This is a genomic window from Coprobacter sp., assembly GCF_982436375.1.
In genome coordinates, this window is sequence record NZ_CEWDCG010000037.1 from 1 (window position 1) to 18779 (window position 18779).

Genomic DNA, 18779 nt, shown 5'->3' on the forward strand with positions numbered 1-18779 from the left:
TGAACCGAATTTGTTTAATTTTTAACCTTGTCCATTTTTAGTGGACAGTAGTGATTTTGATTATATTCCAAGTCAACCTTCAAAAAAATAAATACTATTTTTCCGATACTTTCTTAAGGATCATCACCAAATGATTCCAGAACTTTTCAACAGCAGGAATATGCATCTTTTCATCCGGGGAATGCACGCCTCGCAATGTAGGCCCAAAAGAAATCATGTCTAAATGCGGATATTTCGTTAAGAAAAGACCACACTCCAAGCCTGCATGAATCGCCTTTACCTCTGGTGTTACATGATATAATTCTTCATAAGCAGCTACCGCAATATTCAATATCTCAGATTTAAGATTTGGTTTCCAGCCGGGATAACCTTCCCCATGAGTAGCCACTGCTCCTGCCAATGTAAACACGCTTTCTACACGGCAAGCGATTTCTTGCTTCAAAGATTCTACCGAACTACGCTGGCTGGTAGCAACAACGATCTGATCTTCTCCTACCATTTTTACAGAAGCTAAATTGGTCGAAGTCTCGACAAGTCCGGGAATATCACGACTCATAGATATTACACCATGAGGACAAGCATTCAAAGCATTTATCAAAGCAAAAGTCGTTTGACGATCGATACAACGATCCTGATGCTCTTCCGACTCCATCGTAATTTTCATATTCGGTTCTACAGCAGACAATTCTTCTTCGATAATCGAGTGGAAAAGATTCAAATCTACCCGAATTTTTTCTTTTTCATTTTTAGGAACACCAATAATAGCCGATGCTTCACGAGGAATTGCATTCCGCAAATTTCCACCTTCGATACGACATAAAACCATATCATATTTCTTAGAACATCTACATAAGAAACGGGCTAAAATTTTATTGGCATTACCCAATCCTTTATTGATATCACTACCCGAATGGCCGCCTTGCAAATTAGAAATACTTATTCGGAAATAAAAATAATCGGCAGGTGTCATCGTGGGTTTATAGGTAAATGTCGAAGTAGTATCTATCCCTCCGGCACAGCCTATAAAAATTTCCGCTTCATCTTCAGAATCAAGATTAAGCAAATAGTCTCCTGAAATAAAACCTTCTTTCATTCCAAAAGCTCCGGTCAATCCGGTTTCCTCATCTACGGTAAATAATGCTTCCAAAGGACCATGCTGCAAATTATCCGAAGCTAATACAGCCAACGATGCTGCCATTCCTATTCCGTTATCTGCCCCCAAAGTCGTACCTTTGGCACGTACCCACTCTCCGTCGATATATGTTTCTATCGGATCATTTTCAAAATCGTGAATAACGTCCGAATTTTTCTCGCATACCATATCCATATGCGACTGTAAAATTACTCCAGGAGACGATTCAAATCCTTGAGTTGCAGCTTTAGCAATAACAATATTTCCCGTTGCGTCTTCTTTTGCATCCAAGTGATGCTCCCGTGCAAAATCCAACAAAAAAGCACGTATCTTTCCTTCTTTCTTCGAAGGTCTGGGCACTTTTGTTATCTCATCAAAATAGTGCCAGATCAACTCCGGCTTTAAATCCTTTACATCCATAGTTTTCTTTATAAAATGTTATAATCTTAAAATTATTTTTAAATCAATCTAAAAAATATACCGCATCATCCTGATACGCTGTTCTCTTTCCGCCTATTTATGTCCCGTTTTTTCCTTGACCACATACCGGAAATAATGTTAAAAATATCTGTTTATCCGATATAATAGCCAAAATACGAGCGAGAATCCTGTTAAATCAGAGTTTCTTCTTATATTTGCAATACAAATATAATCAAAATGTGGAATACGATACTTCTTACTATGGCGATTGTTGCTTTGGCATTTATTCTTTTAGGAATAAAGGTAATATTCGTTAAAGGCGGCAAATTTCCGAACACACACATCGGAGCAAACAAGGAGATGAAAAAAAGAGGTATTTCATGCGCATTATCAACCGACTCTGTTGATCGTAACAAGAAGCAATTGGCAGATTTATTAAAAGAAAAGTAAAACATAAGTTAGTAATAAAATTCAAAATTATGAAGATTAGCAGACCCTTTATTCATTCTGTTTTAGCATTCGCTATTGTTATGTTGTTTGTTCAGTGTAACAAAAAAAATAATACGACTGAAAAATCAGCTGAAACACCTGCTGCCCAAGCTACCTCCATTTCAGGTAAATTACCTATTGCATACGTTAATATAGATTCGCTATTACAAAAATATAACTATGCTAAAGATTTGAACGAATCATTGTTGCGTCGCGCTGAAAACTCTCGTGCTAATGTAAATGAGAAAGGTCGTCAATTAGAAAAAGAAATGGCCGAATTTCAACGGAAATATCAGAATAACGCATTTCTTTCTCAAGAACGCCTGCAACAGGAACAACAACGGTTAATGAAAAAACAACAAGAATTGCAAGAATATATTCAGCGTCTCGAAGATGAAAATATGCGCGAACAGCAAAAAATGCTGAGCCAAATGAATGACTCTATCATCAACTTTATTCACGAATACAATAAAGACAAAAAATACGAGGCCATTCTTAACAACGCCAGTACGCTTTATATAGATCCGTCTTATGATATCACAAACGAAATAGTAGATCTGTTAAATAAACGATACGTAAAAAAATAAGAATAGATTTTTTATAAAAGGAACGCGGTACAAAATATGTATCGCGTTTTTTATTATCCCTATTATTCCCTCATGTAAATCCCGGAAACAAACCTACCTGATTTTAAGCCCGAAGTCCTCGCCGAATAAAACAAATCATTATGAATTTTGGTACATAAACCGGCAATTTCAATATGTTTTTCCACTACACCGGCACTACACAAGTCGGTATGGTTAGCTTTCCATAAATCGATATGATATTTTCCCGTAACAGGATGCCGAGCACTTAACTCATCTATATTGAAATATGAACTTCTAAATGCTTCATATACTTCATCTCCGACCTCGAACTGTTCATATCCTATCGACGGACCTATTGCCGCATAAATATCGGCAGACAAAGAACCGAAATGGAGAAACATACTCCTGATTGTTACAGAAACAATATGCTGCACAGTTCCTCTCCACCCAGCGTGTATTGCTGCAATACACTTCTTAACAGGATCATATAACAATACCGGAACACAATCGGCAGTAGTCACACCGATACAAACTTCAGGTATATTCGTAATTAAAGCATCCGCTTGAGAAACGGCTTCTTTTTGCTCATCAGAAGACATCTTCAAGAAGTGTTCATCGACAATTGCAATTCCATTGCCATGCACCTGACGAGGAAGAATAAAATGTCCCGGAGCAATACCGAGCGTCTCTCTAAGCATATTTCTGCGTTCCAATACACGGGACACAGCTTCCCCGGAGTGTACTCCTAAATTAAAAGATGAGTAAGTATCCCCTTCAATAACGCCATTACGAGTCGTAACAAAATTAAAAATGTCGTCAAACGAATTTAACGATTCGAAAGACAACATTTCTATATTTCCTATTTTTATCGATTTCATTCGTCCCAATCATATTCCTCATAAGATTCTTCTTCCTCATCGTCATCATCACCGGCCAGCAACAGTTCATCTTCCTCTTTCACACGATGACTGAAATCCAGATTACGATGAGTCAACGAAGCGACCTTATTATCCTCCTTATTCAGTTCCTCCCACAAAATATCCTTTAATTCGGTAATTCCCTGTCCTGTCACCGAGGATATAAATACATAAGGAATACCCGGAAGATCGGCTTTCAATGCCTCCGTAAGTTCTTCATCCAGCATATCCGATTTAGTAATAGCCAACACCCGATGCTTATCTAATAGTTCAGGATTGAAATTTGCTATTTCATTCAACAATATTTCATATTCTTCCCGAATATCTTTCGAGTCTGCCGGAATCATAAATAACAATAAAGCATTTCGTTCTATATGCCGAAGAAAGCGTAAACCTAGCCCTTTCCCTTCACTCGCACCTTCTATAATACCCGGAATATCAGCCATTACGAAAGAACGGTTATCTCTGTACGAAACAATCCCCAAATTAGGTTCTAATGTTGTAAAAGGATAATCTGCAATCTTAGGTTTCGCTGCAGAGACTACCGATAAGAGTGTAGATTTTCCCGCATTAGGAAAACCGACCAATCCGACATCCGCCAACAATTTCAATTCCATTATGACAGCCTTTTCTATTGCCGGCTCTCCGGGCTGCGCATAACGGGGTGTTTGATTCGTCGCCGAACGGAAATGCCAATTTCCCAATCCTCCACGACCTCCTTTCAGTAAGACAACCTCTTCTCCGTGTTCTGTTACCTCGCAAAGAAACTCTCCTGTCTCGGCATCGAACACAACCGTACCACACGGTACTTCTATGATCTGGTCTTCTCCATCCTTTCCGAAACTACGGCTTGCGCCACCCGAACCACCATGACCGGCATACACATGCCGCGAATATTTGAGATGCAGAAGAGTCCAATAATTCCTGTTGGCCCTTAATATTACATGACCGCCTCTACCTCCATCTCCTCCGTCAGGACCACCTTTAGTAATAAACTTCTCACGATGCAAGTGTGCAGAGCCTGCCCCACCCTTACCGGAGCGACAATATATCTTGACATAATCAACAAAATTAGATTCGGCCATAAATTCTTTATTTTACGATTTTTATTTATAAATCAATCTTTTAAAGTGCAAAGATAATGCTTTTTCGACCGTTTTTTTAAAACAGACAAAAAAAGAGGCTGCAACTCATCGCAATGCGCTCTGAATACAGCCTCTCTAAAATTTTCGCTTATTATAGGTTATCTATCTCTTTTTCAATAGCTGCAAAGATAGATTCGATAGTTCCCATTCCGTGAATAGCTTTATATTTCTTTTCATTTATATAATAATCTTTCAACGGAGTAGTTTGATTGTGATATACGTCCAAACGGCTCTTTATTGTTTCGAGGTTATCGTCCGAACGACCGGATACCTGACCACGTTTAATCAAACGGTCTATCAATTCCTCCTCTTCAACCTCAAGGCCTATGACAGCAGAAACCTCTGCTCCCCGTTCTTTCAACATGGCTTTCAAAGCTTCGGCTTGAGGAATCGTACGAGGGAATCCGTCAAAAATAACACCGTTTTTCGTTTCTTCATTCGAATCCAGCACTTTAGCTAACATATCGATAATGAGTTCATCCGGAACTAATTGTCCTTTGGAAATGTAACCTTCTGCTATTTTCCCCAATTCCGTACCGTTTTTCATTTCTGCTCTCAAAACATCACCCGTAGAGATGTGAAACAAGCCGTACTTTTTAATAATCATATCGCTCTGAGTCCCTTTTCCTGATCCCGGAGCTCCAAAAATTACAATATTCAACATACTTATATCGGTTTATTTGTGCACTTTATTGTCACCTTTTCACCGTATTAAAATTTTAAGGTCAAAGATTATTAATCCGCAATCACATAAATATCTTTTAAATTACGCCCCTGTTCGTCATAATCCAATCCATAACCCACGATAAAATCATTAGGGATCTCAAGAGCCGCATAGTCAACATGTACATCGCATTTCAATGCTTTCGGTTTAAAAAGCAGAGTTGCGATTTTCACCTGTTTCGGTTCTCTTTCTTTTAGCTGATTAATAATCCGCTGCATCGTGAAACCAGTATCGATAATATCCTCAACAACTATCACCGTACGGTCTTTAATATCTTCATCCAATCCATGAATAATTTTTACGACACCTGTCGACTGCGTACCAGAATAAGATTTCATGCGCATAAATGTGATTTCGCTTTCGATCGTTATTTCTCGTAAAAGATCCGCCGCAAAGACAAATGCACCGTTCAAAACGCAGATAAACAGAGGATTTTCTCCGGCTAATTCGTTATTGATACGAGCAGCTATCTTTTCTATAGCAGCTTTAATTTCCTCTCGCCGAATATAAGGCCTGAATGTTTTGTCTTTAATCTGAATAGTGTCCATCGAATCTTGGATATGTAATGAATTTATAGTCGGCAAAGGTATAACAAATATACCTATTGTAAAAAATAACCGACTATTTTTCTCTTCAGGCAAATGAATTTTTAAACTATTTCACCCCGTGCATTTTCCCGGTAAGCCATTTGCTGACTGCCAACAAAAATAACCCAAGTAAAATCGATGTAACCGCAATCACAGCGAAAATACTCATTGCTCCCAACGATACAAAAAACGAAGCGATAAAGCCGGCTGTGATATTCGCAAAGAAACTGCTCAACATCCAAACTCCCATCATCAGAGACGCCAGTCTGACTGGGGATAATTTCGATACCATAGAAAGGCCTATCGGGGACAGACAAAGCTCTCCCATCGTATGCATCAGATAAGTACCCAAAAGCCATAATAAATTAGCTTTTACAAGAACCGAAGCATCGTCTCCGCCACGTTGCCATACAGCCCCGAGCATCAAAACAAATCCTAATCCCAATAAAATCATCCCCATAGCCATTTTTACCGGTATAGAAGGATTCTTTCCTCTCTTAGAAAGAAATCCCCAAAACATAGAGAATAGAGGAGCTAACAAAATAATGAAAACAGGATTTACCGACTGAAACCATTCCGTCGGAATAACAAATCCTAAAACATTTCGATCAATGTATTTGTCGGTATAAAGGGTGAGCGAACTACCAGCCTGTTCAAATCCGGCCCAAAAGAAAATGCAAAAAGCTACAAGAATAAAAATAACCATTGTCCTGTCTTTTTCCTCTTTGGTCAACGGCTCTTTTTCCACATTCCCGTCTTCGTCTTTTTTCAATGCCGGTTCTTTACAAAGATCGCCGAGAAAACGGTTTGACAAAAAATTATAACATATCTGTCCCAACATCATTCCGAGTCCGGCAGCAACAAACCCCCAACGATACCCGTAAGTAATAGCCAAATAACCCGTAATCAAGGGTGCTATAAGCGCCCCGACATTAACCCCCATATAAAAAATCGTATAGGCAGAATCTTTTCTCGGATCATCAGGTTTATACAAGTCTCCGACGATGACCGCAATATTCGGCTTAAAAAAGCCGTTTCCAATAATCAGCAAAAATAACCCCAACGACAGGAATACAGGATCGGCCTTCGCGGCCAAACAGAATTGCCCGATCATCATCGTAATACCTCCGATCGTTATCGATTTTCGTTGTCCTAAATAATTATCGGCAAGCCAGCCTCCTATCAACGGAGTGAAATAAACAAATCCTGTAAAAAAGCCATAAATAAGACTCGCTTGCCTGGCATCGAAACCCAAGCCTCCCTCCATTGCCGTCTTGGTCAAATACAAAATAAGCATGGCCCTCATGCCATAATAACTAAAACGCTCCCACATCTCCGTAAAGAACAGAAGGTACAGACCTTTTGGATGTCTCGTTATACTCGTACTCATAAAAAATAGCTATCTTTGTTGATATTTGAGTGGCGAAATTAGACAAAAGTTCTATATTTATCCAATTTTAAACGATTTATTTTGTAATTATCTTTTTTACATTGCAAAATTCAATACAAAATGAAAATATTCTTTACAAACGAAACAAAGAAACTCGATCGGTTTACTATTGAAAATGAGCCGATCAAGTCTATTGATTTAATGGAACGGGCTGCATCATCCGTTACATTCGAAATCATATCCCGATGGAAACGCAACACACCGGTTGTCGTTTTTGCAGGTCCTGGAAATAACGGAGGTGATGCTCTTGCAGTTTCCCGAATGCTGATAGAAGAAGGCTATACATTGGACATATATTTATTTAATCCGCTTCAAAAATTATCGCAAGACTGTCTCAAAAACAGAGACCGGCTGCAAACAATAGAAGGGCTGAAATTTTCAAAATCGGTAAAACCATCCGATTCGACAAACACATTCCCTCACAACGGCTCACACTTCACGGAGATTACAAACGAATTTATCCCTCCGACACTGACTAAAGGAACACTTGTTATAGACGGATTATTCGGATCTGGATTGAGCAAACCTCTTTCCGGAGGATTCGGGTCTGTCGTACAATATATCAATTCTTCCGATGCAACTGTCGTGTCTATTGATCTGCCATCAGGACTTTTCGGGGAAAACAATACAGAGAACATTCCCCGAAATATTGTTCAAGCAGATCTTACGATCACATTTCAATATCCCAAATTAGCGTTCATGTTTGCCGAAAACGAACAATTTACCGGAGAATGGAAAATTGTTGATATCGGTATTCACCCTGATATTATCGAACAGACCGAAACTAAATATTATTATATCGAACCGGATGAAGCTGCTCGTATGATAATGAAGCGAAGCCGCTTTGTAAGCAAACATAATGTAGGACATACCCTATTAATTGCCGGAAGCAAAGGAATGATGGGAGCAGCAGTACTGGCAGCAAAGGCCGCACTACACACAGGAGCAGGACTGGTATCGGTTTTGTCGGCTGCTTGTGGAGAAAAAATTCTCCAAACAAGCGTACCTGAAGCGTTATTCATTGCAGATGAACAAGATTCTCACATTTCCGATATAGTTTTAAACAGATCTTATTCTGCAATTGCCGTCGGTCCTGGCTTAGGTCGCCACGAAGAAACCGCCCGGGCATTCTACAAATTGCTCGGACAAATAAAACGTCCGATAGTATTGGATGCCGATGCGCTGAACCTATTAGCAGGACATACGGAACTGATTGAAAATCTTCCGAAAAACTCTATTCTAACCCCTCACCACTTGGAATTCGACCGATTATTCGGGAAAAACGACACTTCTTACGAGCGACTGAACAAAGCACGGGAAATAGCTATTCGTTACCACATAATCATTGTCCTAAAGGGTGCTAATACCGCTATCGTCACACCGAAAGGCGATGTGCTCTTCAACAGTTCGGGAAATGCCGGAATGGCTACTGCCGGGAGCGGAGATACTCTGACCGGGATGATCACAGGATTATTGGCTCAAGGTTACCACCCGATACCGGCTGCAATCTTAGGCGTTTTTCTTCACGGGACGGCAGGAGATTTGGCAGCAGAAAGAGACTCTCAAGAATACATAACTGCAGGTGACATTATTTCCCAAATAGGACAAGCCTATAAAAAACTGCATAATTACAGAGTTTAATCTGATAATCAGTATTTTCATTCACAAATTAATTTTATATTTGCATGTGGGTAAAATTCGCATGTATGAATAAAAAAAAAACCGACTAATATGAAAAAAGGAATCATATCTCTCTGCTTACTCTGCACGATAAGTGCCTTTGCCCAGGAAACGACAAAACTGACGGCCGGAAAACATAATGAATACGGACTGATTTACTCATTACCAAAAACTGTTTTCGATATAGAGGTCGTAGCTACCCAAACAATCGTAAAAGCCGGTCCGTATTATAAATATGCAGAAAAATATCTGGGTGTACCGGTCAGTATCACCGAGGACAAATCTTCATGGAAATTAGATAAAGCAACGATCAGCAGCTATGGAGTAGCGGACAAGGATCAACAATATTTAGTTCAATTCAAATCGGGAAGCACGCCCTATATGTTTCTAAATAAAGACGGTTTACTATTATCGGTAAATACCGATCCTCTGCCCGATAACGCAATATCAAACACTCAAGGGAAAAAGAAAACAGCATCTCCATTAGAGAATAATGAATATGCTTCTGTTCTTACCGAAGAAATGCTGATTTCGGGTTCTACAGCCAAAATGGCAGAGGTAGCAGCCAAACAGATTTACCGGATACGAGAAAGCCGGATGGATCTCTCGACGGGTGACTCCGACCAAAAACCGGCAGACGGAGAAGCATTAAAACTTATGTTACAACAATTAGACGAGCAAGAAAGAAACCTCACGGCTTTGTTCATGGGAACGACTCAAACGCAAACTGTCGTAAAACATTTCACTTGGATTCCACAAGGAGAAACCGCCAATGAAGTAGTTTTCCGTATTTCAGACATATCAGGAATAGTAGGGAAAACCGATCTTAGCGGAGACCCTATTTACATAAATCTCAAGATTACCGAAAAAAGAGAACTCCCGGTAGATGCAAAAGGGAAAGTCAAAGAAATGCCGAAAGGAGCTTTAGCTTATAACATTCCCGGAAAGGCCAAAGCCTCTTTAACGTACAATGGGAAAAATATTTTCTACGGAGAATTTCAAGTTGCCCAATTCGGTGTCGTTTTCGGATTAGCTCCTAACATGTTCGATAACAAAAAAGCTCCGGCTCATGTGACTTTTTATCCTGAAACCGGAGCAATCCGCGAAATAGGACAAACCAGTGACAAATAACTAAAATCAGGACGTATGAAGAATTTATTAATTGTATTGTGTATTCTCCCTGTTATCTTTGGGATCAGTTGTTCCAATACACCGCAAACAGAAAGCACAGGAAATACTGTCTTAGAAAATATATTATCTCGAAAAAGCGTTCGTGATTTTATCGGCAAAAAAGTCGAAAATGAAAAAATAACGATATTATTAAAAGCCGGAATGGCTGCTCCCTCAGGGAGAGATCTTCGGCCTTGGGAACTGATCGTAATACAAAACCGTTCTACTCTCGATTCAATGGCTGCGGAGTTGCCTTATGCAAAAATGCTGAATAAAGCACCAATGGCTATCATCGTATGCGGAGACTCTATTCGCTCTTCTTACTGGTATCTCGATTGTTCAGCAGTTTCAGAAAACATCTTATTAGCAGCAGAATCTCTCGGACTGGGTGCGGTCTGGACTGCCGCTTATCCGTATGAAGACCGCATAAGCACGGTACGGAAATATACGAATATTCCCGAAAATATCATTCCGCTTTGTGTTATACCGATCGGTTATCCGAATGGGACGCAATCGCCTAAAAATAAATTCGATGAAAAGAAAATCCATTACGAAAAATTCCAATAAATTTTCAAATTAATAAATAGATTATCAAAGCCCATTTATTTACATTTACAGTACCTGAATATGCACTGATTTATATCATGATATTCAGGTACTGTAAATATTAAAAAATACAAATCTTAGAGCCTGACTATTTTTCTCAAGTACTAAAGTTTTACAACTTGCTGCAATCGGATATCATCAGAAGAAGCTCCTACCATAAAAACATAATTTCCTGACGGAGTAAAAAACTCACCTTTCCTCTCATTCCATATACGCAATTCTTTTTTAGGTACGGTAATAGTAACCGGAAGGTTTTTCCCTTTAGCAATATGTACTCGTTCAAAGCCTTTCAACTGTTTTATAGGGACTTTCACTCCTATTTCAGGGAACTGCACATAAACCTGAGCGACTTCATCCCCATTATACTTTCCGCTATTCTTTATCGTAAATGACAGACGCACATTTTCGGCATCTTGATCGACAGACAACTTACGATAATCAAACTTTGTATAGCTCAATCCGTAACCGAATGCATATAAAGGCTTACCGGTAAAATACATATATGTTCGGTTCTTTTGAACGGCATAATCGTCAAAAGGAGGAAGATCATCTAATGACCGGTAATAGGTAAGCGGTAAGCGTCCGGCAGGATTATAATCTCCGAACAAAGCTTCGGCAACAGCTGTTCCTCCTTGCTCTCCGGGATACCATGCATTAAGAATCGCAGGGACATGTTCGTCCATCCAATTTACAGCTAAAGAACTGCCGGCAACCAATACGACTGCCATTTTGGGATTCAACTTATAAGCTTCTTCAATAAAAAGTTCCTGATCTTTAGGTAATTCAATATGGTCACGATCACGACCTTCCCGTTCAATAGATTTATTGATACCCATGACGGCAATCGTCATATCGCATTCCTGAATAGCCTTTTTAGCATCTCCATAAAGATCGAGAAGAGCCTTTTTCTCAAAATCGGGAGTACGCCAATATAATTTAGCCGAAGCTTCTCCAGCATTATCGAAATACTCGGCTACCAAACGATACTTTTTGTCTTTTTCTAATGTCACGACTACGCTATCGGTTGTCAACCCTCTATTTTTCCACGAATCGATCACCATCTTATCGTCTATATATAAACGACATCCGTCATCCGTCGCAAAAGCAAGAGTATACTTTCCTGAAACAGACGGGACTAAATCACCACTCCATCGAATCGATAATGGAGATTCGGGCAGGAACGGGTCAGGAGCTTGATTAGCCGGCTCAAAATTGATATTTTCATCAGTACGCACTTGAGGAGTTCCCTGTAAATGTTTATTATTATAATATTCAGCTTTCAATCCATTCGGAAAATTCGCTTTAGTGATCATTTCATATCCTGAAGATGAAGATTTCCAAGGAGCATAAACGATTTTTATATCATCTCCTACTCGATTTCGGATTCCGTCCAAAACAGACACCGGAACATTTACCGGTTTCCCGCTGTAATCTCCGAATTCACAGTTTCCGGCATTAATCCCGACCACAGCAATAGATTTTATCTTTTTAGGATTTATCGGTAAAAAATTATTTTCATTTTTCAATAATACGAGACTCTGTCGTGCCGCTTCAAGAGCCATATTTTTATGTTTCTCACACCCTACAATCGACGGAGACAAAGCATTGTAAGGATTTTTCGCAGGATCATCAAACAGTCCCAACATCATGCGGGCACGCAATATCCGGTATGCTGCCGTATCTATCTCAGCTTCACTAACCATATATTGCTTATAAGCATTCATCAAAGGTTCAATATACACATTATCTCCGCATTCCAAGTCAAGACCGGCCTTCAACGCCAATGTAGCAGCTGCTTCAGGAGTTTTCACATACTCATGATGAGTAACCAACAGACTCGGAGCTCCGCAATCCGATACGACATAACCGTTAAATCCCCAATCGGTACGCAGTACTTTCTTCAATAACCAAGTATTCAAAGTACAGGGAACATCGTTAATGGCATTATATGCAGTCATAATCGATTGAGCCTTACCGTCGATAATACAACGTTCAAAGGCCGGAAGATAATACTCTCTTAAATCCCGTTCGGATATCTGAGGATTACATTCAAAACGGTTATGCTCTTCATTATTAGCAGCAAAGTGTTTCGGTGTAGAAACAACTTTTAAATAATGAGGATCATTACCCTGTAACCCTTTTACAAAGGCGACACCCAATTTACCGGAGAGAAAAGGGTCTTCCCCGTAAGTTTCGGGAGTGCGTCCCCAACGAGGATCGCGAGCCATATTCACCGTCGGAGACCAGAATGTCAGCAAATCGCTGAAAAGACGTTTCTGATCCTTTCCCCGATTCAACTCATTCCAACGGGCACGCGCCTCATCTGAAATCACGGTAGAAATTTCATACAGAAAATCGGGATTCCACATACTCGCCAATCCTATAGCTTGAGGGAAAACGGTAAAATTACCGGGACGTACTATCCCGTGCAACGCTTCATTACCATGATAATATTTTTCTATTTCCAATCGGGGAATTCCGGGAGAAGTCGCCCGCAATAAAGAAATCTTTTCTTCGATCGTTAAACGAGATAACAAATCCATAATCCGCTCATGTTGCGGAGCATCCATGTCTTTATACACCTCTTTTTGAGCAAAAAGCGTTCCCGAAAAAACTAAAGCGAGAACAACAAATAGCGATTTTGTTTTATGTTTCATGTCGTACTGTGTGTATTGTGTTAAGAATTATTCAATTTATCAAAACCCGAAATCATCAATTTCCGTTTCATCTACCTTATTTATCTGTATCGGTTTTGCTTGTAAGTGAACAGGATTACCTTCTATATGAATTGCCCGAAAAGGCCGTACCGGACACACATACTCGCATCCTCCGCAACCGACACAAATATCCGGATTAATTTTCGGAATTGTCAATCCATCCCGATACGGAACCATCGTAACAGCCTGAGTTGGACAGTGTTCGGCACATGCCCCGCAATTGGTATTATCGGTGTGTACAATACAATTTTCTTCGATAAATACCACATGCCCCACCTGTGTAAGATGCTTCTCTTCTTTAGTCAATGGCAATATCGCTTTATTCGGACAGATTTCGGAACAAAGGGTACAGTCATAATTACAAAAACCGTTTTCAAAGTTCATTACCGGTTGTAATATTCCTCCGACTCCGTATTCTAACAGTGATGGCTTCAATACATGAGAAGGACATTTGCTCACACAAAGATGACAAGCCGTACAATGCTGGTTAAAATGCTCTGCACTGATCGATCCCGGAGGAGACAAAGGATGTTCTTTTTTATAAGGCTTATTCCCTATAAGTACCCCCACACTCTGGCTCATCGCTGACTTCGGTGCTGTTAATGCAACAGCGGTCAGAGTTGCGACAAAAGTACGCTTCGATATATCCGGTTCATCGGATGAGATATTTTTTTGCGATTCCTTTTTATAGCGCAAAGTATAAGATATTGCTCCTTGACGGCAATTATCGATACAATCAAAACAAACTACACAACGGCTATAATCTATTTCATGCTTTTTACTATCAATGCAGGAAGCCTTACATTTACGAGCACACAACCCGCAACTGTTACACTTAGAGGTATCGATATGTACTTTAAAAAGGGAATACTTCGAAATAAAACCCAATAAAGTTCCCACAGGACAAACGGTATTACAATATATCCTTCCATAACGATACGCCAAATAACCGACAACCAATAACGTCACAAAGGCAATTATTAAAGCCGACACACTTGTCACGATAATATCCATATAATAAAATGTATAGTTATCGAACATCGTAAAAATCCACGTTAAGAAATTATTTACAACCAAATACAAGGGCTTGAGAACATTGACTACAATACGTCCGTAAGCACTATAAGGATCGAACAAACTGACCAAAAACATAAAACCCGAAAAACCGGCAACTACGATCAATAACAATATTCCCCATCTCCACCGGTTTAATGCCCGACGGTAATCATAATGCTTCTTTTTATCTCGTTTGCGGGAAATCCAGATAGCTATATCTTGAAATATTCCCAAAGGGCAAATAGCAGAGCAATATGACCTTCCGGTCAACCACGTTAATACCAGCAGAAACAACAATATCCCGAGATTTAAACCCAACAACGCCGGAATAAGTTGCATATGAGCCAAAACATGAAAAGAGTTTGGCAAAATTCCGGCAAAATCGACCAAATAGAATGTGAACAATAGAAATATCGTCAGCGATATTCCTATACGTATTTTTCGTAACATAATTTATAAGAATTCGATTTACAGTAAAAATATGATTACATCTTCAAACGTCTGACTTTCAGATCGTCCAAATTCATCGTACCGATATTCAAAGCTTCTCCTTTGGCTAAGTGTCCGACATCTTCCAAGGGCATAGTACGTATTTGATTAAAGAATTTGGTAGCAGCAGTATCTACAGCAACAATATCGGATGATATAAAAAGAGCCTTGGGATTCACGACATCCGCTGCCGAAGTTCCTCGCGGGCCATTACTCTTCAATACCCTGTAAGCATCTACGACATTCAACACAGCGGGTTTTCTGAAAGTACAAATATCTGCTATACATTGTTGCAGATCATTTTTATGAAAAGCACCTCTGTCCCAAACAATTCCCATATGGTTCTTCATAGATATTGTTAAGTTAGCCCCACCGTGATGTTTTAGAATAGGGACATTTATCCACACATCACAATCGAGAATCGCATTATGAATTTTGGTTTTACGTAGATTTTTTCCATGCGGAAGATCGACTTCCCTGTAATAAGACTCTTCATTTGCCGGAACGACCTTTGCTTTCGCAGCTTTTGCAGCATCTTCTATCCCACTATTTTTGTAACACTTACGCCAATCATCACAAGTATGATCAAAAACGATAACCTCTGCTGCTCCGGCCTTATAACATTGAGCAATAATCTCCTTTACAAGCTTCGGATTTGTATTCCCCGCAAGTTCCGGAACTTTATCCCATCCGATATTAGGTTTAACAACAACTTTATTCCCGGGTTTTACAAATTTACTCATCCCTCCCATTTCGGTAATTGCTTTCCGAAACATCATCTCCGGTTCTCCTCCCATAACGGCAACAAGATCATAAGCAGCACCGGTTTTCACATTCTTGCCACTTTGAGCAAGAATATCCATTGCGTCACTAAATTTAAATGTAGAAGCCAAACCGGCCAAAGCGACTGTTCTTAAAAATTCCCGTCTCTCCATATACTTTTAATTTGGAATCGCCAGGATATTCTTGTCCAAACAGCAAAAACATAATGAAACCCAGACACCTGAACGATTATTTTTAACTTTCCAAATATACAAATAAATTATTTTTCAGCATTATTATTTTCTTTTTTCACTGAAAAAAAACGCTTCTACAATATTAGCCAGCTTTTATCATTCTTTTCTCATTAAGAGCCTGTTTAAATTTTGAGACCTCAACTCATCCGATATGCCTTAGGTGTCATCCCCGTATGTTGTTTAAAAAATTTCCCGAAAAAAGAGGGATTCGGGAAATTCAGATCATTCGAAATCTCCTGTATTGTTTTTCGAGTATATTTCAACTGCGATTTGGCATCAAATATAAGCGCAGTCTTTATCCATTCTGAAATCGTCTTTCCGCTTACCTCTCGTATTATCCTCGTTAAATATTTATCGGTAAGACACAATTTCCCGGCATAGAACCCTACACTCCGTTCCGTTTTATAGTGCGTCACGATCAATTGCATTAACTCCTTAAACAATATTTCATTCCTATTCAATTGTTGGGAAGTAGTTACCAAAGTACGTCGAAAAATAGCACTGACTTCATAACAAAAGCCCATAAATAAAGATTGCACGATCTCTCTACGATAAATATGATCGGTTCTTATCAGTTTACTCCGAATAAACTCTATAAAAGAGAACAACATCTCAGATTCTTCTTCATCAAGATTAATTTTCGGATTATCTTTAACATGCAAAAAAAGCTGAATATTAGTTTTCATACTTTTGTCCGACAAAAAATCGGTAGATGCTCCCATAACATATAACAACAGGTCTTCGCTTTTATCTCCTAACTGGATAATAGATCCGGGTAAAATAAAGAAAAAGTCATTCGGTTTTACCGAATGCCGAATAAGATCTATAACCAATTCACAACTTCCTCTACGGCATATAATCATAATCAAGCCATCTAAACGAAACGGATAATTAAAAGCCGAGCCAGGCACTTTCCCTTGTATAGACATAAAAAATTCATCGGAAATCTGTTCATCCACATAATTCCGATTTACAGTCTTTTCCATCGAAATAACCGGAATATCTTTCACTTTCATAAATAATACTCTCTATTGCAACAAATATAAAACAATTTTACAAGTTCGTTTATAAGAAATTACGATTAGAGCATTTTTAGAGAAAATCAGAACTTTCCCGATATAGCATTCCCGTTACCTTTGCTTTTAAAAAGTCACATATATGCCTGAATTAATAAAAAAATATATCACAAAAATTATTTTCTGTACAGAAATACTACTTCTTTCAGGATGTGAATTGATAGAATACCACCCATACGATACCCATATTCATGGAGACAAGGAAATTAATTATACACAAATCGAAAAAATAGAGAATTCTTGCTCATCAAAAGAATCCATCCGTTTTATTCTTATGGGAGACAGTCAACGTTGCTATGACGAAACCGAAGATTTCGTAGACCATGTAAACAGTCGAAACGACATAGATTTCGTTATACACGGAGGAGATGTTTCGGATTTCGGATTAACAAGAGAATTTATCTGGGCTCGTGATATCATGAACAAGCTGAATGTCCCCTATGTTACTCTTATAGGAAATCACGATGTATTAGGTAACGGGAAAGCAGTCTTTGAAGAGATATTCGGAACTGATAATTTTTCTTTTATAGCGGGCAAAACTAAATTCGTATGCCTAAATACGAATGCTCTCGAATATGATTATTCACATCCTGTACCGGACTTCAATTTTCTAAATTCGGAAATGACAACCCGGCAAGATGAATACACACAAACCGTTGTCGTAATGCACGCCAAACCATATTGTGACCAATTCAACAACAATGTTGCAGAATATTTTCATTATACACTGAAAAATTTCAAAAATCTGAGATTCTGCCTACATGCCCACGAACACAATACAAAAGAAAACGATATTTTCGAAGACGGAACGATTTACTACGGATGCCCCTCCATGGACAAACGCAGTTACTTGCTATTTACCTTAACGCAAAACGAATACGGTTATGAAGAAGTTTTTTTCTAACTTGCTGCTAATTCTGTTTTCCATATATCCGCTAAAGCTTCTTGCTCAAACAGAAACGGATCATACAAACGAACGTCTTCTTACGGCATGGCAAAAGATGATACCTCGTTATACGAAAATTCAATTTGCAGGCGGAATGGGTCTGCTTTCAGCAGGCGTCGGATGGAATTACGGCCACAATAAAAGTTGGGAAACAGAAGTGTTGTGGGGATTTGTCCCATCCTTCAGTAATGACCGAACCAAACTCACAATGACATTACGGGAAAACTATGTTCCTTGGTCTGTCCGACTCGGAAAAGGATGGAGTTTACAACCTCTAAGTTGCGGTATATATATCAACACAATTTTCGACGGAAATTTATGGATCAAAGAGCCGAAAAAATACCCGAACGGTTATTATTGGTTTTCTACCAAAATACGCACTCATGTACAACTCGGTCAACGCATTTCTTTTTATGATAAAAAATTCATACGCAGGACAATGTCTCTTTTTTACGAATTAAGCACTTGTGATCTCTATATACTGAATGCATGCAGTAACCGATATGTCCGGTTATCTGATATTTTAACCTGAATAATTCATAGTCTCCACAAAAAAGAGAACGCCCTTCTTG

General features: G+C 39.1%; 17 protein-coding genes. 7 read left to right on the forward strand and 10 right to left on the reverse strand.

Features of this window, described 5'->3' with window-relative positions; genetic code table 11:
- Positions 1-94: 94 nt before the first annotated feature.
- Positions 95-1552: an aminoacyl-histidine dipeptidase gene (locus AC1WHX_RS03705; RefSeq protein WP_122337794.1), complete on the reverse strand. Its 1458-nt coding sequence runs from the start codon at positions 1550-1552 to the stop codon at positions 95-97.
- Positions 1553-1789: 237 nt separating this feature from the next.
- Here AC1WHX_RS03705 and AC1WHX_RS03710 point away from each other — a divergent pair, with 237 nt between their 5' ends.
- Together AC1WHX_RS03710 and AC1WHX_RS03715 are read left to right on the forward strand one after the other, a co-directional pair.
- Positions 1790-2002 (forward strand): hypothetical protein, encoded by a 213-nt coding sequence (locus AC1WHX_RS03710; protein WP_122337795.1) that lies wholly within the window; start codon positions 1790-1792, stop codon positions 2000-2002.
- Between the two features lie 29 nt (positions 2003-2031).
- Positions 2032-2628 carry an OmpH/Skp family outer membrane protein gene (locus tag AC1WHX_RS03715; protein WP_122337796.1) on the forward strand — a complete coding sequence of 199 codons (597 nt, stop codon included), beginning with the start codon at positions 2032-2034 and terminating at the stop codon, positions 2626-2628.
- 62 nt (positions 2629-2690) lie between these two features.
- On the opposite strand, the gene pgeF is transcribed toward AC1WHX_RS03715, so the two are convergent.
- The 5 genes from pgeF to AC1WHX_RS03740 all read right to left on the reverse strand — a co-directional run bounded on the left by pgeF (position 2691) and on the right by AC1WHX_RS03740 (position 7391).
- Entirely contained in the window at positions 2691-3506 is an 816-nt protein-coding gene (gene pgeF, locus AC1WHX_RS03720) for a peptidoglycan editing factor PgeF (protein ID WP_122337797.1), read from the reverse strand.
- Positions 3503-4630, reverse strand: a complete 1128-nt coding sequence (gene obgE, locus AC1WHX_RS03725; protein WP_009318599.1) for a GTPase ObgE — start codon at positions 4628-4630, stop codon at positions 3503-3505. The genes pgeF and obgE overlap by 4 nt, the downstream gene beginning before the upstream one ends.
- A 151-nt stretch (positions 4631-4781) precedes the next feature.
- Positions 4782-5354, reverse strand: coding sequence for an adenylate kinase (locus AC1WHX_RS03730; protein WP_009318598.1), 573 nt, complete (start codon positions 5352-5354; stop codon positions 4782-4784).
- 71 nt (positions 5355-5425) lie between these two features.
- Entirely contained in the window at positions 5426-5962 is a 537-nt protein-coding gene (gene hpt / locus AC1WHX_RS03735; protein WP_022601074.1) for a hypoxanthine phosphoribosyltransferase, read from the reverse strand.
- 106 nt (positions 5963-6068) lie between these two features.
- A complete protein-coding gene (locus tag AC1WHX_RS03740) occupies positions 6069-7391 on the reverse strand; it encodes a peptide MFS transporter (protein ID WP_122337798.1) in 1323 nt (440 codons plus the stop codon).
- Between the two features lie 120 nt (positions 7392-7511).
- Here AC1WHX_RS03740 and AC1WHX_RS03745 point away from each other — a divergent pair, with 120 nt between their 5' ends.
- The 3 genes from AC1WHX_RS03745 (at position 7512) to AC1WHX_RS03755 (ending at position 10868) form a co-directional block, all read left to right on the forward strand.
- The gene (locus tag AC1WHX_RS03745; protein WP_122337799.1) at positions 7512-9092 is read left to right on the forward strand and encodes an NAD(P)H-hydrate dehydratase; all 1581 of its coding nucleotides are present in this window, start codon (positions 7512-7514) and stop codon (positions 9090-9092) included.
- Between the two features lie 90 nt (positions 9093-9182).
- Positions 9183-10262, forward strand: coding sequence for a DUF4831 family protein (locus AC1WHX_RS03750; RefSeq protein WP_278584077.1), 1080 nt, complete (start codon positions 9183-9185; stop codon positions 10260-10262).
- A gap of 15 nt (positions 10263-10277) precedes the next feature.
- Complete coding sequence (locus AC1WHX_RS03755) at positions 10278-10868, forward strand: nitroreductase family protein (protein WP_278584075.1); 591 nt, start codon at positions 10278-10280, stop codon at positions 10866-10868.
- 143 nt (positions 10869-11011) lie between these two features.
- On the opposite strand, the gene AC1WHX_RS03760 is transcribed toward AC1WHX_RS03755, so the two are convergent.
- The 4 genes from AC1WHX_RS03760 to AC1WHX_RS03775 form a co-directional block, all read right to left on the reverse strand.
- Complete coding sequence (locus AC1WHX_RS03760) at positions 11012-13564, reverse strand: glycoside hydrolase family 3 protein (protein WP_278584073.1); 2553 nt, start codon at positions 13562-13564, stop codon at positions 11012-11014.
- A 39-nt stretch (positions 13565-13603) separates the two neighbouring features.
- Entirely contained in the window at positions 13604-15130 is a 1527-nt protein-coding gene (locus tag AC1WHX_RS03765; protein WP_278584071.1) for a 4Fe-4S binding protein, read from the reverse strand.
- 35 nt (positions 15131-15165) lie between these two features.
- Positions 15166-16104 carry a DUF362 domain-containing protein gene (locus AC1WHX_RS03770; protein ID WP_009318588.1) on the reverse strand — a complete coding sequence of 313 codons (939 nt, stop codon included), beginning with the start codon at positions 16102-16104 and terminating at the stop codon, positions 15166-15168.
- Between the two features lie 218 nt (positions 16105-16322).
- Positions 16323-17201, reverse strand: coding sequence for a helix-turn-helix domain-containing protein (locus AC1WHX_RS03775; RefSeq protein WP_009318587.1), 879 nt, complete (start codon positions 17199-17201; stop codon positions 16323-16325).
- A gap of 142 nt (positions 17202-17343) precedes the next feature.
- Here AC1WHX_RS03775 and AC1WHX_RS03780 point away from each other — a divergent pair, with 142 nt between their 5' ends.
- Together AC1WHX_RS03780 and AC1WHX_RS03785 are read left to right on the forward strand one after the other, a co-directional pair.
- Positions 17344-18165, forward strand: a complete 822-nt coding sequence (locus AC1WHX_RS03780; RefSeq protein WP_302545029.1) for a metallophosphoesterase family protein — start codon at positions 17344-17346, stop codon at positions 18163-18165.
- Positions 18146-18739 (forward strand): hypothetical protein, encoded by a 594-nt coding sequence (locus tag AC1WHX_RS03785; protein WP_481228862.1) that lies wholly within the window; start codon positions 18146-18148, stop codon positions 18737-18739. Before AC1WHX_RS03780 ends, AC1WHX_RS03785 begins: the two co-directional genes overlap by 20 nt.
- Positions 18740-18779: the final 40 nt, after the last annotated feature.